The following is a 21,605-nucleotide window of genomic DNA, read 5'->3' on the forward strand; positions in this document are numbered from 1 at the left end:
GATGCCGACCGCACCCCAGAACACCGACGAGCTGTACGACGCGCTCCAGGAGAACCAGCAGCGCCCCTACGGCCGCGCCCGCACCGTCGCCGCCGAGGAACTCGCGGAAGCGGCCGAACGGTTCGAGGACCCGCTGGCCCTCGTCCGTACGCTCTTCGAACTCCAGGAGGCGTACACCTACGGCTCCGAACCTCGCAAGGCACCCGTCGTCTTCGCCCGCCTGCTGACCCTCTTCGACGAGCAGCCCGACGTTTTCACCGACCGGCTGCGCCATCTGCTGTTCTGGCGCTTCAAGTGGGTGGCGAACTCGCTGCGCGCCCTGCCCGAGATCCCGCTGGCCAGTCTGCGCCAGTGGCTCACCGAGATGCGCGACCGGTACGAGAAGGCCGGCCTCGGCCTCCAGCCGTACTACGCGCAGACCTATCAGCTCGCCGCTCACACCGGCGAGGACACCGCCCCCGCCTACGAGCTGTGGGCGGCCCGCGCCCGCACCCCGCTCAGCGACTGCGAAGCCTGCGAGATCTGCGAACGCGCCCTCCACCACCTCGCGGCCGGCGACGACGCCCGCGCCCTGAACACCTGGGAACCCGTCCTCGACGGCAAGGAGAGCTGCCAGGAGGAGCCCGCCCGCTCCCTCTCGTACGCGCTGCTGCCCCTGCTGCGCGCCGGTGACACCGACCGGGCCCGCGCCCTGCATCTGGCCGGCTACCGGGGCTGCCGGCGCAACCCCTCGATGGCGGGGGAGGTCGGCCGGCACCTGGAGTTCTGCGCCCTGACCGGCAACGAGGCCCGCGGTCTCGAACTGCTCGCCGAGAACCGCGTCCTGTTCGCCGAGGTGGACTCGCCGCTGGGCCAGTTCGACTTCCTCACCGGCGTGGAGGTCCTGCTGCGGCGCGTCGAGTCCCTCGGCCACGGCGAGCTGCCGGCCGCCGGGTACGCGGGCCGCGCCTGGACCGTGGCCGGCCTGTGCGCGGAGGTACGGGACCGCGCCGACGACCTCGCCGCCCGCTTCGACGCCCGCAACGGCACCACGGCCCACGCCGACCGGCGCAAGGCCCGCCTCGACCGCGCACCGCTGCTGGACGCGCTGGAACTGACGCTGCGTACCCGGGGCCTCGACGACTTGGTCCCGGCCGCCCCGGCCGCCGCACCCCCGGCCCCCAGGACGTCGGCCGTTCCCGACACGGTCCCCGAGCTCATCGCCCGGGCACGGGAACTGGACGAGCAGGGGCACCCCGACGCGCAGCTCTGCTGGGAGCGGCTGCGCGCCCTGGTCGCCGCGCCCGGCTACACCCACCCCGAGGACCCGGCCGCGGGCCCGCTCGCGAGGCTGCGCGCGGACCTGCTGGACGAAGAGGCCGGCCGGGCATCCGACGTGGACGAGGAGGCGAAGGCCGCCGCCCTCCACGAAGAGGCCGCCGCCTTGTACGAGACCGCCGGGCTTCCGGGGGACGCGGCGGTCGCCCGTGCCGGAGCGGTGATCTCCGCGGCCGTGGCCGATGCCGAGGCCGCCGAAGCCACCGAGGAGAAGGCCGCCACGCTGACCGCCGCCCACGCGGGCATCGTCCGGCTGCACGAGGAGACGCCCGGACTGACCCCGTACCAGGAAGGCCGGCTGCTGCGGCTCCGCGCCACCCTGTGCGGCCTGCGCGTGCAGGCGGCGGGGAGCGAGGAACACGTCGCCGAGGCGTTCGCCGAGGTGGAGCTGCTGCACACGTTCGCCACCCGGCACGACCTGGCGGTCCAGATATCCGGGGCCGCCCTGCTGCGGGCCGGCACCCACGCCGTCTCCGGCGACCTGCCCACCGCTCTCACCGAGCTCGACGTCCTCCTCGACCGACTGCGACAGCACGGCCCCGCCTGGCATCTGCCCCGCACCCTCGGACTGCGCGGCCGCGTCCAGCTCGGCCTGCAGGACGCGCAGGCGGCGCACACGGGGCTGTCCGAGGCCGTACGCCTGGCCGCCGAGTGGCCGGCCGTGGTCGCCGACACCCCCAGCCTCCACGCCGATCTGGCCGAGGCGTGCATGCACCTCGGCCGCCCCGACGAGGCGCTGCGACACCTGACGAGGTCCGCCGAACTGGACCTCCGCCGCGGGAAGCGGACGGGCGCGTTCTGCACGTACAGCAACGCCGCCCAGCTCAGCCTGGAACTGGGACGGGTCGAGGACTCCATCGCCCTCCTGGACTCCGTCCTCGCCGAACCGGACGTCGCCGCCGGCGAGCTCGACGACCGGCTCGCGGCTCAACTGCGCCTGATCCGCGCCCGGGCCCTGCACGCGGGGGAGGACCTCAAGGCCGCCACGGCGGAGTTCGTCGCACTCGCCGCCGAGTCGGCGGACTGGGACGACGACCCCGGCAGCCACGCCATGATCGCCGCGGAGACGGCCGTGCTCCTCGGCGAGGCCGGCGACTTCGACCGGGCCGGCGAAGCCGTCGGACAGGCGCTCGCCGCCCACGCGCGCGCCCCGCGGTACGAACAGCTCAGCAACGCCCTGCGTGAGCTCGCCCGCCTCCAGGCCGAGCAGCAGGGCGCCGACGGCCTTCCCGGCGCCCTCGCCCGCCTCGCGGACGCCGGCCGGGTGGCCGACGAGGCCCGCGCCGCCGGGTACGAGCCCCACGGGCGCACCCTGGAGACCGCCCTCGCCTACGAACACGGCCGGGTCCACGCCTACGCCGGGCAGTACGAGGACGCCCTGACCGCCCTGGAGAAGGCCCTCGGCGGACTCGGCGAGCCGGGACCGGAGAACGCCGGAGAGTGGGCCGAGTGCGTCCGGCTCGCCGGCGTCGTGGAGGGCATCTACCTGGAACGGACCGCCCCCGCGCTCACCCGCCTCGACGCGGCGGTCCCGCGCCTGGCCGCCCTGGGCCACGCCGAGGCGACGGAACCCCTGGCCGCGTTGGCGGCGCGGCTGCGCGACGGCCAGTGACACACCGAGTCCACCGGGCCTCCGCGTACGCACGCGGAGGCTCGGTGAGCCGGCGGCGCGACCGGCGGGTGCCCGCGCGCCCGAGGACCGGGCACGTTCAGCGGGAAGGCCGCGGTGCGATCTCCACGGAGAGGTCGTTGTCGAGGGTGTAGTACGGGCGCACCGACACCCCGCCCAGCGTGGTGGTCGGGTAGACGAACACTGTCTTCCGGTCCGCGACGTCGTCCATCAGCCGGGCCACCCGCACCCGGGGCGCACCTGCGGACGGATGGACGAACACGTCCCAGACCACCGCTGTCCCTCCCGCCGCCTCTGCCAGGAGGTCCGGGTAAGCGACGGTGAACGAGAAGTCCTGATCCCCCTCGGCGCTCAGCGCGAACCGGGCCACCGCGGACTCCCGCCCGCGCCGGTTCAGCGACACCTCCGCGCCTTCGCCGAGACCGGCACCGTACAGCCGCGCCGACACCGTCATGGCGTCGGCTGCGACCGTGATCCGGCCGGCTTCCGCGTGCGTGGCGCGCCGCCAGGCCCGGATGGCGAGCCGGCCGTCCTTGGTGGCGTACGGAATCCGGACCGCCACCGGCGCGCGCCGTTCGGCGTCCCCACCGGACACCAGCCCGCGCAGATCGCGCGGGCCGGGCAGCAACGGCACACGGTCCTCGCCCGGTCCGGACACGACGTAGGCGTCCCAGCGGCCTTCGTCGAGGGCGGGGTCGGTCTCCACCACGGTCTGCCACTCGTCCGTCCCCACGGGCTCCAGCACGAGAGAACGCCCGGCCTCCTCCGGCCGCCCCTTCTTCGGGCGCGGCTGGAGGAGCAGCCGCGGATGCGCCGAGGTGGCCCGGGGCAGCCGCACGCGTACGAGCAGGCGCCCTCCGGCCTGTGCCGTCACCGACGCCCGGGGATTCTCCACGAGTCCCTTCACACCGTCACCCTCGCCGCTCATCGTCGCACCTTCCGCACGGCCCTCGCGACGCTGCCGGCCGCGACGAGCATGGTGTCCCGGGCAGCGAATCCGCTGCTCGTCAAGGCGCTGCCCGTCCCGGTCACCGCTCGGCCCGTACGCCGGGCGGCCAGCAGTTCCTCGAACAGCTGCTCCGCCTGGACCACGACGTGTGCGGGGCCGTAGCGCCGGGAGTTCGCCAGCGCGTTACGCCCCATGCGGCGGCGCAGTTCGTCGTCCCCGACGAGGTCCAGCAAGGCTCCGGCCAACGCGTCCCGGTTCCCGACGGGCACCAGCCGGCCGTCCTCCCCGTCGGTGATGATCTCGCCCGGGCCGTACGCGCAGTCCGTGCTCACCACCGGCAACCCGCAGCTCATCGCCTCCACGATGGCCATGCCGAAGGACTCGAGATCGGAGGTCACCGCCGCGACCGACCCCTTGACCCACTCGGCCTCCATCGGGGCGACCGCACCCATCAGGAACACGTTGTTGTACAACCCGAGCCGCTCGATGAGCGCACGCAGCCGCTCCCGCTCCTCACCCCTCCCGTAGATGCGCAACTGCCAGTCGGGATGCGTCGCCGCGACATCGGCGAAGGCGTCGATCAACAGGTCGAACCGCTTCACCGGTGCCAGCCGCCCGGCGGCGACCACGATGCGCCCCCGGCTGTCCGCCGGCGCGAGGACCGGGGCAGGGACGCTGTTGGGCAACGCCTGCACACGTACACCCGGCAGCCGCATCTTGCGCCGGTAGACGGCCGAATCCGCCTCCGTCACGGGGGTGATCGCGTCCAGCCGCGGATAGGCCCGTCGTAACGCCTTGCGCAGCCGCGGGGGGTGGTGGTCGAGCGTGAGGTGCTCCTGTCCGACCCGCACCGCACGCGCGGGCGCGTGCAGGGCCAGGTGGATGTTGAGCCCGGGCCGCGTCCCCACGACGACGTCGGCGTCGAGCGAGGCCAGCGCCGCACCGATGCGCTCATCGGTCAGGGCGCTGTACTCGCCGTAGCGGTACTCGGAGGAGGGAAAGACCTTCGCCGGCGTCAGGTGCCTCGGGTCGTCCTTCTCGTGGCGCAGATCGACCAGGGGCCGCAGCCGCACACGCGGATCGAGCGCGATGCTCGGGCGTTCCCTGCTCCGGAGCACGGAGATGATCTCCACATCGTGCCGATCGGCCAGTGCGCGGGCCAAGTTGAACGTGGTGGTTATCGTCCCTCCGATCGCATACGCGTTGTGGATGAGGAATGAGATTCGCATGCAGTACAGGACGAACGGCTCGTACGGAAGGTTGCCTCCCCGGCCGCCCGCCCGGTCCGACTGACCTGCCGCAATGGGCCGGTGGACGATGACTTCGCGGCCCGTCAGCACGACCGGGAGTGACCGCAGCGCTGGGGAACGCCCGCCGCTTGCATTCATCCGCCGATTCCCGCCCGACGCCGCGCGGCGGTCGCGGTAGCCGCCCGCCGTAACCACGTTGACCGCCCCGGGCGGGTGGTGCTTGGGTCGCTCCGTGGACAGCATTTCCGGCAACAGGCTTTTCTGGAATCAGATCAGCGGCGCCTACCAGGACAGACACGACGCGCGGATCGGCGCGACGCCCCGACTGTGGGGCACGTACGCGATCCCCGACGCGCACCTGCGAGCGCTGGGCGACGTCGCCGGCAAACGCGTCCTGGAGCTCGGCTGCGGTGCCGGTCAGTGGTCCAGGGCGCTCGCCGCCGAGGGGGCCGCGGTGGTCGGCTTCGACCTGTCCGAGGAGCAGCTTGCCGCAGCGGCTCGTTCGATGGGGCCGGCGGCCCGCTACCCGCTGGTGCAGGGCGCCGCCGAACAGCTCCCGTTCGCCGCCGACAGCTTCGACCTGGTGTTCTGCGATTACGGCGGCCTCAGCTGGGCGCCCCCGCACCTGGCCGTCCCCCAGGCCGCACGGGTGCTGCGGCGCGGCGGGCGCCTGGTCTTCAACGTCGCCAGCCCCTGGTTCGAAGCCTGCTACGACGAAGCCACCAGCCGCGCGACGACCACGCTGCAACGGGACTACTTCGGCCTGGACGCCATCGACGAGGACCAGGGCGCGGTCAGCTACCAGCTCACCTACGGCGACTGGATCAGGGTCCTGCGCGGCGCGGGGCTCGTCATCGACGACCTCATCGAACCACGCCCCGACCCCGAGGCGGCCAACGGCTACAACAAGACGGACCCACCCGACTGGGCACACCACTGGCCGGCCGAAGCGCTCTGGGTCACCCACAAGCCGTGAGCCCCACCGCAGCGTGGCCGGCCCCGGAAGCCGTCCGGGCTTCGCCTCAGCATGCGATCGGCCGATACGCCAGGGCTTGATCGACCACCTCGCCGGCCGAGAGCTCTCGCTCCGGAGGCCAGTAGATGAGGTCACTGACGTGACCGGAGGGGCATGCCAGGGCTCTGTCGAGCCTTTCCAGCGCCTCCGTCATCTCGTCGTCGGAGGCATACGCCGCATCCATGACGCGCTGCACGAGCGCGACGGCCTCCGCGCGGCTCATCCCCATCGCACTCATCGGGCCCCTTCCGCCGCCAGCACCGTAACGCGCCCAGCGACCGCCCCGACAGGGGCTCAGCGCACCGCCACCGCTTCGATCTCGATGAGCATGTCCGGGTCGGACAGGGCGCTGACCTCCGCCAGCAGGCTGGTCGGTCGGCAGCCCGCGGTCGCGAGTCCGTCCAGCAGGACGTCGTAGTGTGCCTTGCACGCGGCGAGGTCGGTGGTCATGATCCGGATCTGCACCACGTCGGCCAACGCCATCCCCGCCTCGGCGGCGGTTTCACCCAGCCGCCGCAGCGTCAGTCTCATCTGTCCGGCCATGTCTCCCCGGTGGGCGATGCCGCCGGCGTCGTCGCGGGCTTCGTGGCCGGAGAGGAACAGCCAACTGCGCGGGGCCTCCACGCGGACGGCTCGGTTGTACATCAGCCGCTCGCCCACCATGCGCGGGCCGATCTCATGGGTGGTCATGCCGTTCCTATACCGGGGCGGGCCGCGGTTCAATCAGGGGAGCGGAGGTGAACGAAGCCGCGCACGGTCAAGCGGGTACAGCGCTGCCGAGGGCGGTCGGCGCCTCGTCGACGCCTCATCGGGCAGACGGTCGCCCGGCTGTGTCAGTGGCGTCCTCTACGGTGCTCGGCATGAAGCACTGGATATACGGCGCGCTCCCGCACCACGCGGAAACCAATGTCGTCTTCTTCCGGGGGCTGTCTCTGGACACGCTCGTGCGGGGGCTCCTCGACCAGCGGCGGATGCCACTCGCGTACGGCCGGGGAGCCGACTGGGGACTGGTGATGCACGACATGCTCAGTTGGGAGAGCGGCGACTACGACCTTGCCCACTACGGACGGCTGTGCCCGCCCGGCGGTGAACTCGGTGTTTTCGTCACCGAGCCGTGCTGGGCGAAGGCACATCGGCCCCGGTTCGAGTACTTCCGCGACGGGAGCCTGATCACGGGCTTCAGCTTCGAGAACCCGCGCGACCGGGTGGGTGAGGAGCCCGACCTGCTGCTGCCCGCACTCACGGCGGCGCGCCTGGTGGGGACGGCGGCGGATCTCGACAGGGGCGACGACGAGGAACGAACGGTGCGGGCGATCACCGGATTCTTCTCCCTGCCCGAACTCGACATGCCCTGAGCCGGGGCACCCGGAGATCACCGCGCCGCGTGCGTGAGTGCTTTCGGGCTCCTGGTCACATCGTGCCGGAGCCGCAGGCCAGTCGGTGTGCGCACCCGCATAGACGTCGACGGTGGCGACCGTGTCCGAGCCGTCCAACCGGGGGCGAAGGTGCGCGCTTCGCGGCATCGGCGTTCCCCGGGCGCGGAAATGGCTTCGACCGGTCACCGCCGGTGCGGCACCCTCGTCGGTATGACCACGCCGCCCTTCATTCCCGGACTGGAACTCTCGCGCCGCTTCTACCTCGAAGCCGTGAAGCCGCTGCTCGACCGTGCCGTCCCCGGGCCGGCGCACTCCGCCGGCCGTCTCGGCAGCGGTTCGGAGGTCCTGGGATTCGACACCGCCCGCTCCGCGGACCACGAATGGGGGCCCCGTCTTCAGGTCTTCCTGCACCCGAGGGACGTCGCCCGTCACGGAGCGGCCATCACGGAGTTGCTCTCCGAGCGCCTGCCGAAGTCGTTCTGCGGCTACCCGACGCACTTCGACGAGACCGGCGAGGCGGGCATCGGGGTCATGCGGGCGACCGAGGGGCCCGTCCGCCACCGGGTGGAAGTCGCCGACGCGAGCACCTGGTTCACCGCGCGACTGGGGTTCGACCCGGGCCGGGGCGTCACCCTGGAGGACTGGCTGGCCGCGCCCACCCAGCGTCTCGCCGAGGTCACGGCCGGCGCGGTCTTCCACGACGGCCTCGGCCGCCTCGGGCCGGCCCGGACCGCCCTCGGCTGGTACCCCGACGACGTCTGGCGGCACGTCCTGGCCTGCCAGTGGCAGCGCATCGCCCAGGAGGAAGCCTTCGTCGGACGCTGCGGCGAGGTGGGCGACGAACTCGGCTCCGCCGTCGTCGCCGCCCGGCTGGTGCGCGATCTGATGCGCCTCTGCCTGCTCATGGACCGCCGCTACCCGCCGTACGGCAAATGGCTCGGCAGCGCCTTCGCCCGCACCCCCCGGGGGCCCGCCCTCACCCCGGTCCTCGCCGCCGCCCTTGCCGCGACCGACTGGCACACCCGGGAGCGCCACCTCGCCCACGCCTACGAGAGCGTCGCCTCCGAGCAGAACCGCCTGGGCCTGTGCGACCCGGTCGACCCCGCGACGCGGCCCTACCACGACCGGCCGTTCCGGGTGCTGCGCGCCGAACGCCTCGCCGGGGCCTTGACCGCCCGCATCACCGACCCGGCCGTCCTCGCCCTGCCGCCGACCGGCGCCGTGGACCAGTTCGTCGACAGCGCCGACGCCCTCGGCCGCCCGTACCTCGCCCGCGCCGTCACGCGCGCGACAGCCCCTGGGCACCCGCTGCCCCCGGCACCGGACGGCCCCGGCACCCGCGAGTGACGCACGGATGCCCGCGCGCCGGGGTGCTGCCGTCAAGGACGGGTTCCCGCGTTCCGACGTCAGCGGGCGACGATCACCTCGACCCCGAGTGCCCCGAGTCGCTCGATCACCGTGCCGTCGGCATCGGGGTCCGTGATCAGCCCGGTGATCTTGTCCCACGGCAGGACGCGGTACGGGGATGCCGTGCCGATCTTCTCGGAGGAGGCGAGGACGTAGGTGTCCGCGGCCCGCGCGGACAGGGCGCGTTTCATCGCCGCCTCCTCGGCGTCCCCCGTGGTCAGTCCGGCATCGGGGTGGACGCCGGTGACGCCGAGCAGGCACAGGTCGGCGGAGACGTTCTGGGCGGCCTCGACCGCGGCGGCGCCGCAGGTGACCGCCGAGTGCTTGAAGACGCGTCCCCCGAGGAGGAAGAGCTCCGCCCGCGGGTGGTCGATCAGGGTCGCGGCGATCGTCGGGCTGTGGGTGATCACCGTGCAGGCGAGGTCCTTCGGAAGCGCCCGCGCCACGGCGAGGGCGGTGGTGCCGCCGTCGAGGATCACCGAGCCGCCCGGCCGCACCAGCGCGGCTGCCGCCGAGGCGACCTTCCGTTTGCCGTCCGGGGCCACCGTCTGCCGGGCGTCGTAGTCCACCACCGCGGGGGAAGCGGGCAGGGCGCCGCCGTACACCCTCTGGCACAACCCCTCGGCGGCGAGGTCGCGCAGGTCGCGCCGCACGCTGTCCTCGGAAATGCCCAGTTCGGCGGCGACGTCCTTGGCCACGATCTTCCCCTCGCGGGCGAGCAGCCCGAGCAGGTGGTCGCGCCGTTCAGCAGCCAGCATCCGCATTCCTTCCTGTTCTTGCACGTTTCTGCATGTATCGTAGCGCCCGTGAACGAGAAGCCCAAGCTCATCCTGATCGCCGGTCCCTACCGTTCCGGTACCGGCGGCGATCCGCAGGCCATGGCCGCCAACCTCGCCCGCCTCGAAGCCGCCGCCTGGCCCGTCTTCGCGGCCGGGCACCTCCCCGTGATCGGGGAATGGATCGCCCTGCCCGTCCTGCGCTCGGCCGGTGCCGGCCCCACGGACCCACTCGCCGACCAGGTGCTCTACCCGACCGCCGACCGGCTGCTCGCCCATTGCGACGCGGTGCTGCGCCTGCCGGGCGAATCCGCCGGCGCCGACCAGGACGTCGCCACCGCCCGCCGCCGCGGCCTGCCCGTCTACCACGACGTGGCGGAGATCCCGCGCCGCGCCCCCGAGGAGGTCGCGTGACGGGCCGCCCCGGCATCGACACCCCCGACCATCGCGGCCGCACCGGCCTCGACCGGGCCGGACGCGGACTGGACCGCAACCCCGACGTCCGGATACGCGACGTCGAGCTCACCTCCCAGGGCTGGCACGTCCTGCGCCGCACCACCTTCGACTACCGGCGCCGCGACGGCCGGTGGGAGACCCAGCAGCGGGAGACCTACGACCGAGGCGACGGCGCCGTCGTCCTGCCCTACGACACCGGGCGCGGCCGCGTCCTGCTCACCCGCCAGTTCCGCTACCCCGCCTACGTCAACGGGCACCCCGACGGCATGCTCGTCGAGGCGGCGGCTGGACTGCTCGACGCGGAGGACCCGCACACCGCGATACGCCGCGAGAGCGAAGAAGAACTCGGCGTCGCGCTCGGCCCGCTCACCCGCGTCCTCGACGCCTACATGAGCCCGGGCTCCGTCACCGAGCGGCTGCACTTCTTCGCCGCCCCCTACACCCCGTCGGACCGGACCGGCGCGGGCGGAGGCGTCGAGGAGGAGGGCGAGGACATCGAAGTCCTCGAACTTCCCTTCGCCGAGGCGCTGGCCATGACCCGCGACGGACGCATCACCGACGGCAAGACCGTCCTGCTCCTGCAATGGGCGGCTCTGGACGGACCCTTCGCCGACGGGCGGCCGACCACGGGGCCCTCGGTCACAGAGCGGTGGCGACGCGGACCAGCCCCGCGACCGCCGTCGAGCGGCTGTGCGGAGGCCACGCGATGACCGTGGTGACGTGAGGCGCGTCGGCGACCGGTACGGCTGCCAGGCCGTTGCCGAGGCCGCTGCGGCCGGACTCCGGCACCACCGCGCAGGCGCGGCCGAGGGCGATGAGCTGGGTGAGTTGCGTGTGGTCGCGCACCTCCGGCCCGGGACCGTCCGGGAACGTGCCGTCGGGGCGGGGCCAGCGGGGGAGGGGGAGGTCCGGAAGGTCACTGACGTCGGCGAGGCGCAGGAGGGGTCGGGTGCTGAGGGGATGGCCGGCCGGGAGGATGACGACCTGGCCCTCGGTGTACAGATCCTCGGTGTCGAGGCCGGTCGTGTCGTCGAAGGGCCGGTGCAGCAGGGCCACGTCGGCCTGGCCCCTTCGCAGCACCGGTGTTTGCTCGCCCGGTCCGCACAGCACCACGTCCACGGCGATGGCGCCGGGCTGGGCGGCGTAGGCGTCGAGGAGCTTCGCCAGCAGTTCGCTGGAGGCCCCCGCCTTCGCGGCCAGGACCACGGCGGGCCGGCCGGCCGCCGCCAGGGCGGCCCGGCGGGTCCGCCGTTCGGCCGCCTCGACGGCGTCCAGCGCGACGCGTGCCTCCTGGAGCAGCACCGTCCCCGCCCCGGTCAGGGAAGCACCCCGACTGCCGCGCTCCAGCAGAACGGTGCCCAGGCGCCGCTCCAGGCCGCTGATGGCCCGGGACAGCGGGGGCTGGGCGATACCGAGCCGGTCCGCGGCCCGGCCGAAGTGCAGCTCTTCTGCGACGGCGACGAAATACCGCAACTCACGTGTCTCCACCCCGCCAGCCTAACGAGGCCGGCCGGCGGCGATACCCGGGCGGTATCGCCGCCCACCCGGTCGGTCTTGGACGTCCTGCCCCGCCGGGGAGAAGGATCGATGCCATGACTGAGACGAACACCGTGAACCCCGGGATCGCGTTGGTGACCGGGGCCAACAAGGGCATCGGATACGAGATCGCCGCCGGACTCGGCGCCCTCGGCTGGTCCGTGGGGGTCGGCGCGCGGGACGACGAGAGGCGCGGGGCCGCCGTGGAGAAGCTGCGGGCGGCCGGGGCCGACGCGTTCGGCGTACCGCTGGACGTGACCGACGACGCGAGCGTGACCGCGGCGGCCCGGCTGGTGGAGGAGCGGACCGGGCGGCTGGACGCGCTCGTCAACAATGCGGGGATCACCGGCGGCGGACCGCAGGAGCCCACCACGGTCGACGTGAACCGGGTACGGGCGGCCGTGGAGACCAACGTGATCGGCGTCATCCGCGTCACCAACGCCCTGCTCCCGCTGCTGCGCCGCTCGCCGTCGCCGCGCATCGTGAACGTGTCCAGCAGCGTCGGCTCCCTCACGCTCCAGACCACCCCGGGGGCCGAGACCGGCCCCATCTCCCTCGCCTACGCCCCGTCCAAGACCTTCCTCAACGCCGTCACCGTGCAGTACGCCAAGGAACTGGCCGGCACGCCCGTCCTGATCAACGCCGTCTGCCCCGGCTTCACCGCGACCGACCTCAACGGCTTCCGAGGGACGCGCACGCCCCAGCAGGGCGCGGCCGCCGCGATCCGGCTGGCCACCGTATCGGCCGACGGGCCCACGGGCCGCTTCTTCGACGACGAGGGTGAGGTCCCCTGGTAGCGGACTTCCCGTCCGAGCCGCCCCGGAGAGCGGTGGGCGCGTACCCGCTCACCGCTCCCCGGGTGGCCGGCCCGAGACGCCGACGTACCAGTCGTCGGCCTCCGTCATCCCGTCCATGCTCGGCTGGTAGGGCTTGACGATGTCGTCGGCGTCCTTGAAGTACACCGTGACGCAGAGCGGGTACCGCTCCCCGGTGGGAGCCCTGACGGTCTCCCGGGGGGCCACCCAGACGAACTTCCCCGGCTGGGTCCATTTCTCGCGGGCGAAGGTCAAGGTGGGGTCCGCCGTACCCAGTTGCAGCAGTTCCGACCAGCTCATGTGCGTCACCGTCCGAGCCTAAGGCGCGGACTCAGCCACGAGGAAGAGGAGTTGACAGCGCGGGCCGTCCAGCGATAGGAGGCGGTCCCCATCGCGTCGACGTGGGCCGACAAGAGGGAGGAGCACCCGTGGCCGATGCGAGGTGCGCCGAATCTCAGAGCCTTCTGATTTCGCGTCGCTACCGTCCGGGCCCATGACGCGCGACTATCTCATCATCGGGGCCGGACCGGCCGGACTGCAGCTCGCCGCGCTGCTCGAACGCGACGGGCGCGACTACCTCGTCCTGGAGCGGGGGAGCGGACCGGGGACCACCTTCACCCGCTATCCCCGCCATCGCCAGCTGATATCGACCAACAAGGTGAACACGGGCTTCACCGACCCGGAACTCAATCTGCGCATGGACTGGAACTCGCTGCTCAGCGACGACCCGGAACTCCTCTTCACCCGGTACAGCGAACGCTATTTCCCGCCGGCGGACGACCTGGTGCGCTACCTGGCCGACTTCGCGGCCCGCACCGGCGTGCGCGTCGAGTACGGGACGGACATCGTCGGGATCAGCCGGGCGGACGGCGTCTTCACCGTGCGCGGCGACGACGGACGAACCTGGCAGGCCAGGCGGCTCGTCATGGCGACGGGCATCTCCCGGCTCTACGAGCCGCCCATCCCGGGCGTCGAACTCGCCGAACGGTACGACACCTTCGACCCCGACCCGGCGTCCTTCACCAACCAGCGCGTGCTGATCATCGGCAAGGGGAACTCCGCGTTCGAAACCGCCGACGGCCTCATCGAGAAGGCCGCGGTCATCCACGTCGCCGGTCCGCACTCCGTCAAGCTCGCCTGGAAAACCCACTACCTCGGGCACCTGCGCGCGGTGAACAACAACTTCCTGGACACCTACCAGCTCAAGTCACAGAACGCGGTGCTCGACGGCACCGTCGAGAGCATCGAGAAGACGGCGAGCGGCGGCTACCGGGTCATGCTGCGCTACGCACGGACCGTCGAGCCGTTGCGCGAGCTCCACTACGACCGGATCATCGTCTGCACCGGCTTCCGCTTCGACGCGTCCGTATTCGACGAGACCTGCCGCCCGGCGCTCGTCATCAACGACCGGTTCCCCGAGCAGACCTCCTCGTTCGAGTCGGTCAACGTGCCGGACCTGTACTTCGCCGGCACGCTGATGCAGCAGCGGGACTTCAAGAAGTCCACCAACGGCTTCATCCACGGATTCCGCTACGCGGTGCGTGCCCTGCACCGCATCCTCGGCGCCCGCCACCTCGACACCCCCTGGCCGGCCCGGACGCTCGCCGCGACGCCGGACGCGATCGCGGACGCCGTCATCGACCGCGTCAACCGCTCGTCGGCGCTCTGGCAGCAGTTCGGGTTCCTCGGCGATGTGGTCGGCGTGGACGACGACCGGGCCGTGTACCAGGCGGAGGTCCCGCTGGACTACGTCGCCGACGGCGGTCTCGGGGCCGCCCCGCACCGGTTCGTCGTCGACCTTGAGTACGGGGACGAACACGACCAGGGCGACCCGTTCGACGTGGCCGTCCCGCGCGTCGTCGAGAACGACGTGGACCACGCCATGGACGCCACGTACCTCCATCCCGTCGTCCGCCACTACCGGGACGGTGTGCTCGCCGGCACCCACCACCTGGCGGAGAACCTGGAGAACGACTGGAACCTGCCGGAGGTCCACCGCCGGCCGCTCACCGACTTCGTGAAGGAGTGCCTTGACTGAGCAGTTCCCGGGCGCCGTACTGGACATCCTCGAAGCGGCGGGCGACCGGCCGGTGTTCGAGCACGCCGGCGTGGAGGTCTCCGGCACCCGGCTCCTCGGCACCGTGCGGCGCGCGGTGAACGGCCTGCGCGGGCACGGCGTCGGACCCGGCGACGGCGTGGCCATGCTCCTGGGCGTCGGCCCCGGAGCGTTCGCCGCGATCATCGCCGCCCATGTCGTCGGCGCACGGGTCGTCGGCGTGCGCCCCGGCCTCACCGAGGAACAGCGGAAACACGTCCTGCGAGACGCCGAAGTGACCGTCACCGACCGGCCCGACGGAGCCGGTGACCGGGCGAACGGCCTGACCCTCGCGCTCGACGACCTGCTGGCGGCGGCGGACGACGGTGTCCGGCCGCAGGTCCTGGCCCGGCCCGGCGACACCGCCCGGCTGCTGCACACCAGCGGCAGCACCGGCCTCCCCAAAGCGTGCGCCCAGACGTACGCGGCGATGACCGCGGGGTGGGCGCACCGGCCGGACGCCTGGCCGCCGGCCGTCCGCGAACTCGCCGGGCGTCTCGACCGGTTCCTGGTCTTCGGCACCCTGGCCAGCCAGGTGATGATGGAGTACGGACTGCTGGCACTCGCGGCCGGCGGCACCCTCGTCACCGCAGACCCACCGGACTTCCCCGACGCCCTGGTGCGTCACCGGGCGACCGCGAGCGTGATCACGGTCGCCCGGCTGACGAGGCTCGTGGCAGCGCAGCGCGCGGCACCGGTGGACCTCGGCGAACTGCGCGCGCTGATGGTGTCGGGGTCGCCGCTGGAGCCGGGGCGCATGCGGGAGGCCGCGGAAGTGCTCGGCCCGGTCGTCTTCCACGGCTACGGCCAGACCGAGACCGGCATGATCTCGATGGCCACCCCGGAGGAGCCGCCGGGCTCCCTCGGCGTTCCGCCCGTGGACCTGGAGATCCGTGACGCCTCGGGCCGCCCGGTCCGGCCCGGCACCGACGGTGAGCTCTTCGCGCGTACCCCCTCCCAGAGCCACGGCTACTGGCAGGAACCCGCCCTCACCGCCGACGTGTTCTCCGGCGGATGGGTGCGCACCCGCGACCTCGGCCACCTCGACGCGTCAGGCCGGCTGTGGCTCACGGGACGCGCCCGGGACGTGATCATCGTCAACGCCAACGTGTACTACGCCGGCCCCGTGGAGCGGCTGCTCTCCAGCCACCCCTCGGTGGCCGAGGCATACGTCGTGGCCGCACCGGACGACCGTACCGGCGAGGCCGTCCACGCCTTCGTCGTGCCCGCGACCGGTCACATCCCGGACCTCGCCGAACTGCGGGCGCTGGTGGCGGCGGGGGTGGGGGAGGAGTGCGCTCCGACGCGCCTCACCGTCATCGAAGAGGTGCCGCTCACGGCTGCCGGAAAGCCCGACAAACGGCGGCTCGCGCAGAACGGATAGCGGCCCGGGCCCCGCCCTCGTCACGAGGGCGGGGCACCGTGCACCAGGGCGTCGAGTTCCGCCTCCAGCCGAGCGGCCTCCTCGGCAGATCCCTCAGCGGTACGCGGATTGCTGCCGCGCAGCGCCACGGCACCGCCCGCCACGGCCATCGGCACCGCGACGAGCAGCGCGGCGGTGCGCATGCCCCCCGGCGCGGAAAGCACCAGGGCGATGAGCGGGGGCCCGAAGGCACCGCCGGACTTGCCGACCGCTGCCGCCCAGCCGCCGGCGGTCCCCCGGATGGCCAGGGGGAAGATCTCCGCCGTGTAGGGGCCGATGAGCGCGATGACCCCGGCGGTACCGGCGAACAGCAGAATCACGGCGGTCAGGAGAACCGGCTCGCTGCCGTCCATCCCCACGGCGGCCAGGACGAGCAGGGCCGCGACGGTGAGAGCCGCGTAAAGGACCATGGTGCCCTTCGCCGACCAGCGCTTGTAGAGCCACGCCGCCACCACACAGGTCGGGACGGAGAGCAGTGAGGACAGGAACAGCAGCGTGGCGGCCGACATGCCTCCCTGGTGCGACGCCTCCAGCTGACTGGGCAGAAAGGTGATGAATCCCCAGTAGACGAGGCCCCAGGCGAGGGCGTATCCGCTGACGACGAGTGTCCTGGTCGTCTGAGGGTGCTTGAACAGGGCGGAGGCGCGGACCTGCCCGCGCCGGGCCCGCTGGGCGGTGAAGGCCGCCGACTCCGGAATCCAACGGTTCAGCGCGATGAGGATGAGCACCAGCGGGAGTTGCGCGAACCACAGGACGCGCCACCCCGTCACCGGGATCAGCAACGAGGCCAGTCCGGCGGCCGCCATGTACCCGCCGGTGGTGGTGAGCCCGGCCTGGAGCACCATGACGGCGGCGCGCCGTCCCGGCGGCAGGCTCTCCGTCATCAGGGCGTACACGACGGGCAGCATGCCGCCGGCCGCCATCCCCATCAGCGCGCACATGACCAGGATGCCCTCGAAGGACGGCATGGCCCCGCACACCGTCGTCCCGAGGAAGAGCAGCGACGCGATGAGAATCGTCGCCCTGCGGCCGATCCGGTCGGCCGAGCGTCCGCCGACGAGTGACCCCAGCACCGTGCCGCTCAGCGCGACGGTCGGCAGCCAGGAGATCTCGGCGGCACTGAGCTGGAACTCCTCGCGCATGCCCGGCTGGATGAACGCCAGGGTGGCGGGCTTCATCTGGTCCACCATCAGCGCGAAGCTCAGCACACCGATGAGACGCCGCCGGTGTGCCCGAGGCGTCCCGTCCGGAACGGAGGCCCCGTCCCGAGCCGCCCCGGGACTCTGCACGACCGCGCACCCGGAGATCACCACACCTACGACGATGGCGGCCATCGCGGCCCACATCACGCCGGACATCCCCATCATCGCCATGTGGAAGCCCATCGACCGGGAGTCGACGAACATCCACACGTGCTGGCCGACACCCAGACAGGTGAGGGCCACACCCGCCCAGAACATCAGGGGCCGGGCGATCAGCGACGGGGGCCGGGCGGGCGAGGACAGGCGCGGTTCACGGGGCGTCATCCGTTCCCCCGCTCCACGCCGGGGACAGGACACCCTCCGGCCCGCCGCTCGTCGAAGTACCGGGTCGCCGGGCGCTGCTTGCGGGCATGCAGGACCATCACCGTGCCGAGGAGCAGCTGGCGGACGCCCCGAGTGACGTCCTCCACCCCGTCCCGCAGCCGGACGAACCCGCGGAGCGCGCCCAGGCGGCGGGGCCGGCAGGGCAGGCCGTGCGGGATCAGCAGACAAGGCGCCCGGTGCGGGATGGAGCGAGTGTGCGACGCCGTCGAGTCCAGCCGGAACCGGTGCAGCACCTCCCGTACCGCCGCACGCAGCACGAGCGGCGACAGCCGCCAGGCGGGGCAGGGGCGGTTGGCCGCCACGCCGTACGGGATGTGATGGGCGTCCTTGACGGCCAGCTCCGCCCAGCGGTCCGGATCGAACTCGTCCGGCCGTTCGTATCCGGTGGCGTGGTAGCCGGGATAGCTGAAGCACACCACGGAACCGGTCGGCAGGACCGTCTCCGCGTCCAGCGCGATGTCGCCGGTGGTGATGCGGTGGGCGATGCCGAACAGCGGATACAGGCGCATCGTCTCGTCGAGCACCCGCGTCAGATACGTGTCGTCCTCCGGGTCCGCGCGGAGCCGCCGCTGCACCTCCGGATGGCGGGCCACGGCGAGCAGCACGTGCGCCGTCGCCTCGGACAGCTGAACGACCGCCGTGTTGAAGAAGGTGCCCTGCAGGTAGTGCACCTGCTCCGGCACCGACAAGGAGGGCGGCAGCCGGTGCGGTACGTGGCCGGCCTCGACCCGGTCCCGCAGGTAGCCGGTGAGCCGGGCCCGGCGGCGCGGATGGCGCAGACCGGTGCATTTCAGGGCGGATATCACGTCGTCGGCGTGCGCGGTGATCAACTTCCGGGCCCGTGGCGGACACGGCTCCCGGAAGACCAGCTCGTAGCAGAACGCGGCCCAGGCCGGCATCACCAGGTCCCGCAGCCGTACGAGACTGATCCGCGTGTCCGGGACCGCGTCCAGCGCGTCCGCCACGGCACGGGCGGCAGCCGCCGTGAGATCCGCCGAGTTGCCGGCGACGATGCGCCGCGTCGTCGCGGCCACGTCCTGGTAGCGCGTACCGGGCTCCAGGTGCTCCTGGTGCACCTCGGGCCCCGGCGCCAGCCAGTACCAGAACAGGTCGGAGAGACCCGCCCCCTCACTCCGGCCGTTCGCGTGCGGGTGGGCGTAGACCCGCTCGAACACCTCCGGACCGTGTGCGGCGTTCGGGAGGGTCACCGCCCGGTCCCCGTTGACCTTCTCGAAGATGCGGACACGCAGCGCCACCACGGCGCGCGGCAGCCACCACGCGTCCGTACCCGCCCGGGCCCTCACCACGTACCACCCCTCCGCACCACCATGCCGGGCCCCAGATCGGTGTTCCGGCGCCCACCGCACAGGGCGAGCGTGTGGTCGTACTCGTCGCGCAGCGCCGCGAGGACCCGCCGCACGCCCGCCTCCCCGTCGGCGGCCAGGCCCCACACCACGGGACGTCCGACGCCGACGGCCCTGGCACCGAGCGCCAGGGCCACCGCGACGTCGCTTCCCCGGCGCACCCCGCCGTCGAGCAGGACCGGCACCCGGCCCGCGACCGCCGCGACGACCGCCGGCAGGCAGTCCACGGCCGCGGGGACCGCGTCGCACTGACGGCCGCCGTGGTTCGAGACGATCACCCCGGCCGCGCCGTGCTCGACGGCGAGGCGCGCGTCGTCCGGATGGAGGACCCCCTTGACCAGCACCGGGAGCGAGGTGCCGCGCACGGTCTCGGCGAAGTCCGGCCAGCGGAGCGCGGCGGACATCGGGATGGCGGTGAGCGCACCGGGTCCGGCGCCGGGCAGGCCGCGCATGTTCTCCGCGGCGTAGCCAAGCGGCAGGTCGGTGAACCCGTTGCGCAGGTCCCGGGTGTGCCGGCCGAACACCGGCGAGTCGACGGTCACCACGAGGGCCGTGCAGCCGGCGTCCTCGGCGCGCCGGACGAGCGCCCCGGTCACCTCCGGGCGGGGATGCAGATACAGCTGGAACCACACGGCCGGGGCCGGGGCCGCTTCGCGCGCCGCCGCGACGACGTGGGACACCGCGACGGTGGCCGCCGTTCCCGTCACCAGCACGGCGCCCTCGGCCGCGGCGGCCCGCGCCGTCGCCCGCTCGCCGGCCCGGTGCGCCAGCCGGTGGAAGGCGGTCGGTGCCACGACCACCGGGGACGCCTGCGCGGCGCCCGGCAGATCGACGCCGGTCTCCCGCTCCTCACCCCCGCTCAGCACGCGCGGCAGCAGTGCGTACCGGTCGAACGCGCGCTCGTTCTCGACCAGTACGCGCTCCTCGCCCGCGCCGCCCGCCACATAGTCGTAGACGACCGGGTCCAGCACCTTCCGGGCCGTTTCGCGCAGTTCCCGGAGCGTCACGGCGCCACCGGGGCGGCCGGGCCGCGCCGGGCGGTGAGGAAGGCGTCCAACGGGGCGCGGTGGACCTCCTCGCTGTCCCACTCGTTCTCCAGGTTCTCGGTGAGATGGTGGTCGGCCACGAACGCGCCGTCCCGGTACCACCGGACGACCGGATGCAGATAGCGGCCGTCCAGACCCGACACGTCGTCCTGGGACTTGCGGCCGGCGCCGACGTCGAAGGGGTCCACCCGGTCGTGGTCCTCCCCGTACTCCAGGGTGACCACCGCGTACGCCTCCACCTCACCGAAATCCCCGGCCCGCACCGCCTCCGGCACATGGTCGACGGGCACCTCCTCGGCGTAGCGGAACGTGCCGTCCGGGTCGAGCAGCAACAGGTCACCGATGACGGCGAACTGCTGCCACAGTGCCGACGAGCGGTTCACCCGGCCGATCACCGCGTCGACGGCCCGCTCGGTGGAGTCCCCGAGCACCGTCGTGGGCCAGGGCACGCCCGCGTGACGCTGCCGCAGCCCCCGGTACAGCGCGCGCACCGCGTAGCGGAAGCCGTGGATGAAGCCGGTCGTCGCCTTCCCGAACGAGCGCCCCTGCATCAGCGTCCCCGCGAAGTAGAGACCGGGCACGTTGACCGACTCGCCGAGCGGCGTCAACTCGGGGAAACGCCCGTCGACGATCAGGTCCGGCGCGCAGGTGTCGTCAAAGACCGAGGCGTCGAACCGGAAGCCGGTCGCCACGATCACCCGGTCGTAACGGATCTCCTTGACCACCTCGTCGACCCGCTCGAAGGCGACCGGGACGTGGAAACCGTCCTCGTCACGCCGGATGGCCAGGACCCGGCCGTCGAGGAGGGCGTTCTGCGACTTCAACTGGTAGCTGTCCAGGAAGTTGTTGTAGACGGCGCGCAGATGTCCCACGTAGTGCGTCCGCCAGGCCATCTTCAGCGACCCCGAGCCGACCATGTGGATGACCGCCGCCGTCTCCATCAGGTTCTCGGCCGTCTCGAAGGCGGAGTTGCCCCGGCCGATGATGAGTACCCGCTGGTCGGTGAAGGACTTGGGATCGGTGTCGATCGTGTCGTAGCGTTCGGCCAGTTCGACGCCCGGGATCGCGGGCATGTTGGGGACGGGCATCCCGGAGGCGACCACCAGATGCCGGGCCCGCCACACCGTGCCGGACCGGTCGGTGACCGTGAAGCCCTCCTCGTGCCTGGAGACCTTCGTCACCTCCGTGTCGTACCGGACGCGCACCCCGGTCCGGGAGGCGAAGTCCGACAGGTAGCGCACCAGGTCGTCGGCGGGCGGGAAGTAGCGGGGGCTGTACCGGGTGAACACCAGCTCCGGGTCGTCGCTCAGCAGGGAGTTCCAGTCCATCCGCAGCCTCAGCTCCGGATCGTCGTACCCCGTGTGCACCTTGTTGTTCGAGATGAGGTAGCGGTGCCTGGGGAACCGGGTGAAGAACGTACCCGGACCGCTGCCGCGTTCCAGGACGACGTAGTCCCCGCCGTCCCGCTCCAGCAGCGAGGCGAGCTGAAGTCCGGCGGGCCCCGCACCGATGATCAGGTAGTCATGGGTCATGCCCCGGAAGCTAGCCACCCGTTTTCAGAGCA

20 protein-coding genes are annotated in these 21,605 nt (G+C 72.6%); 9 read left to right on the top strand and 11 right to left on the bottom strand.

The window, feature by feature from the left end; translation table 11 throughout:
* The first annotated feature begins 1 nt into the window (after position 1).
* Positions 2–2,929: a hypothetical protein gene (locus ACFUJY_RS17575; RefSeq protein ID WP_383299997.1), complete on the top strand. Its 2,928-nt coding sequence runs from the start codon at positions 2–4 to the stop codon at positions 2,927–2,929.
* A 97-nt stretch (positions 2,930–3,026) separates the two neighbouring features.
* Here the strand turns inward: ACFUJY_RS17575 and ACFUJY_RS17580 are convergent, their stop codons facing one another.
* Together ACFUJY_RS17580 and ACFUJY_RS17585 are read right to left on the bottom strand one after the other, a co-directional pair.
* Entirely contained in the window at positions 3,027–3,875 is an 849-nt protein-coding gene (locus tag ACFUJY_RS17580; RefSeq protein WP_383299999.1) for a hypothetical protein, read from the bottom strand.
* Complete coding sequence (locus ACFUJY_RS17585; protein WP_383300002.1) at positions 3,872–5,125, bottom strand: glycosyltransferase family 4 protein; 1,254 nt, start codon at positions 5,123–5,125, stop codon at positions 3,872–3,874. Before ACFUJY_RS17585 ends, ACFUJY_RS17580 begins: the two co-directional genes overlap by 4 nt.
* Positions 5,126–5,378: 253 nt before the next feature.
* Here ACFUJY_RS17585 and ACFUJY_RS17590 point away from each other — a divergent pair, with 253 nt between their 5' ends.
* Positions 5,379–6,122, top strand: a complete 744-nt coding sequence (locus ACFUJY_RS17590; RefSeq protein WP_383300005.1) for a class I SAM-dependent methyltransferase — start codon at positions 5,379–5,381, stop codon at positions 6,120–6,122.
* A gap of 46 nt (positions 6,123–6,168) precedes the next feature.
* Here ACFUJY_RS17590 and ACFUJY_RS17595 read toward each other — a convergent pair whose 3' ends face one another.
* Together ACFUJY_RS17595 and ACFUJY_RS17600 are read right to left on the bottom strand one after the other, a co-directional pair.
* On the bottom strand, positions 6,169–6,390 hold the full coding sequence (locus ACFUJY_RS17595; RefSeq protein ID WP_383300296.1) for an e9imm peptide: 222 nt from the start codon (positions 6,388–6,390) through the stop codon (positions 6,169–6,171).
* Positions 6,391–6,455: 65 nt separating this feature from the next.
* Positions 6,456–6,851 (bottom strand): Rid family hydrolase, encoded by a 396-nt coding sequence (locus ACFUJY_RS17600; protein ID WP_383300007.1) that lies wholly within the window; start codon positions 6,849–6,851, stop codon positions 6,456–6,458.
* Between the two features lie 170 nt (positions 6,852–7,021).
* On the opposite strand from ACFUJY_RS17600, the gene ACFUJY_RS17605 reads away from it, so the two are divergent.
* Entirely contained in the window at positions 7,022–7,516 is a 495-nt protein-coding gene (locus tag ACFUJY_RS17605; protein ID WP_383300010.1) for a DUF6461 domain-containing protein, read from the top strand.
* A gap of 231 nt (positions 7,517–7,747) precedes the next feature.
* Positions 7,748–8,884, top strand: coding sequence for a DUF4037 domain-containing protein (locus ACFUJY_RS17610; RefSeq protein ID WP_383300011.1), 1,137 nt, complete (start codon positions 7,748–7,750; stop codon positions 8,882–8,884).
* 59 nt (positions 8,885–8,943) lie between these two features.
* Here ACFUJY_RS17610 and ACFUJY_RS17615 read toward each other — a convergent pair whose 3' ends face one another.
* Positions 8,944–9,702 carry a DeoR/GlpR family DNA-binding transcription regulator gene (locus tag ACFUJY_RS17615; protein WP_383300014.1) on the bottom strand — a complete coding sequence of 253 codons (759 nt, stop codon included), beginning with the start codon at positions 9,700–9,702 and terminating at the stop codon, positions 8,944–8,946.
* Positions 9,703–9,750: 48 nt separating this feature from the next.
* Here ACFUJY_RS17615 and ACFUJY_RS17620 point away from each other — a divergent pair, with 48 nt between their 5' ends.
* Together ACFUJY_RS17620 and ACFUJY_RS17625 are read left to right on the top strand one after the other, a co-directional pair.
* Positions 9,751–10,134 (top strand): DUF4406 domain-containing protein, encoded by a 384-nt coding sequence (locus ACFUJY_RS17620; RefSeq protein ID WP_383300017.1) that lies wholly within the window; start codon positions 9,751–9,753, stop codon positions 10,132–10,134.
* On the top strand, positions 10,131–10,886 hold the full coding sequence (locus ACFUJY_RS17625) for an NUDIX domain-containing protein (RefSeq protein WP_383300019.1): 756 nt from the start codon (positions 10,131–10,133) through the stop codon (positions 10,884–10,886). Before ACFUJY_RS17620 ends, ACFUJY_RS17625 begins: the two co-directional genes overlap by 4 nt.
* Here the strand turns inward: ACFUJY_RS17625 and ACFUJY_RS17630 are convergent.
* Positions 10,816–11,664 carry a LysR family transcriptional regulator gene (locus tag ACFUJY_RS17630; RefSeq protein WP_383300022.1) on the bottom strand — a complete coding sequence of 283 codons (849 nt, stop codon included), beginning with the start codon at positions 11,662–11,664 and terminating at the stop codon, positions 10,816–10,818. The two genes, ACFUJY_RS17625 and ACFUJY_RS17630, sit on opposite strands and share 71 nt — an antisense overlap.
* 104 nt (positions 11,665–11,768) lie before the next feature.
* Between ACFUJY_RS17630 and ACFUJY_RS17635 the strand changes: the two genes are divergently transcribed.
* Positions 11,769–12,509: an SDR family oxidoreductase gene (locus tag ACFUJY_RS17635; protein WP_383300025.1), complete on the top strand. Its 741-nt coding sequence runs from the start codon at positions 11,769–11,771 to the stop codon at positions 12,507–12,509.
* 48 nt (positions 12,510–12,557) lie between these two features.
* On the opposite strand, the gene ACFUJY_RS17640 is transcribed toward ACFUJY_RS17635, so the two are convergent.
* Positions 12,558–12,827, bottom strand: a complete 270-nt coding sequence (locus ACFUJY_RS17640; RefSeq protein WP_383300029.1) for a hypothetical protein — start codon at positions 12,825–12,827, stop codon at positions 12,558–12,560.
* A 193-nt stretch (positions 12,828–13,020) separates the two neighbouring features.
* Between ACFUJY_RS17640 and ACFUJY_RS17645 the strand changes: the two genes are divergently transcribed.
* Positions 13,021–14,565, top strand: a complete 1,545-nt coding sequence (locus ACFUJY_RS17645) for an NAD(P)-binding domain-containing protein (RefSeq protein WP_383300031.1) — start codon at positions 13,021–13,023, stop codon at positions 14,563–14,565.
* Positions 14,558–16,006 (top strand): class I adenylate-forming enzyme family protein, encoded by a 1,449-nt coding sequence (locus ACFUJY_RS17650; protein WP_383300033.1) that lies wholly within the window; start codon positions 14,558–14,560, stop codon positions 16,004–16,006. The genes ACFUJY_RS17645 and ACFUJY_RS17650 overlap by 8 nt, the downstream gene beginning before the upstream one ends.
* A 20-nt stretch (positions 16,007–16,026) precedes the next feature.
* On the opposite strand, the gene ACFUJY_RS17655 is transcribed toward ACFUJY_RS17650, so the two are convergent.
* From ACFUJY_RS17655 to ACFUJY_RS17670, 4 genes are read right to left on the bottom strand one after another with little or no spacing between them, the layout of a single operon-like run.
* Positions 16,027–17,571 carry an MFS transporter gene (locus ACFUJY_RS17655; RefSeq protein ID WP_383300035.1) on the bottom strand — a complete coding sequence of 515 codons (1,545 nt, stop codon included), beginning with the start codon at positions 17,569–17,571 and terminating at the stop codon, positions 16,027–16,029.
* A complete protein-coding gene (locus ACFUJY_RS17660) occupies positions 17,568–18,938 on the bottom strand; it encodes a cytochrome P450 (RefSeq protein WP_383300038.1) in 1,371 nt (456 codons plus the stop codon). The genes ACFUJY_RS17655 and ACFUJY_RS17660 overlap by 4 nt, the downstream gene beginning before the upstream one ends.
* Positions 18,932–20,002 carry an alpha-hydroxy acid oxidase gene (locus tag ACFUJY_RS17665; RefSeq protein WP_383300041.1) on the bottom strand — a complete coding sequence of 357 codons (1,071 nt, stop codon included), beginning with the start codon at positions 20,000–20,002 and terminating at the stop codon, positions 18,932–18,934. The genes ACFUJY_RS17660 and ACFUJY_RS17665 overlap by 7 nt, the downstream gene beginning before the upstream one ends.
* On the bottom strand, positions 19,999–21,573 hold the full coding sequence (locus ACFUJY_RS17670) for an NAD(P)-binding domain-containing protein (RefSeq protein WP_383300043.1): 1,575 nt from the start codon (positions 21,571–21,573) through the stop codon (positions 19,999–20,001). The genes ACFUJY_RS17665 and ACFUJY_RS17670 overlap by 4 nt, the downstream gene beginning before the upstream one ends.
* Positions 21,574–21,605 lie beyond the last annotated feature (32 nt).

It is taken from the genome of Streptomyces sp. NPDC057249 (genome assembly GCF_042669245.1).
Classification (GTDB): Bacteria; Actinomycetota; Actinomycetes; order Streptomycetales; family Streptomycetaceae; genus Streptomyces.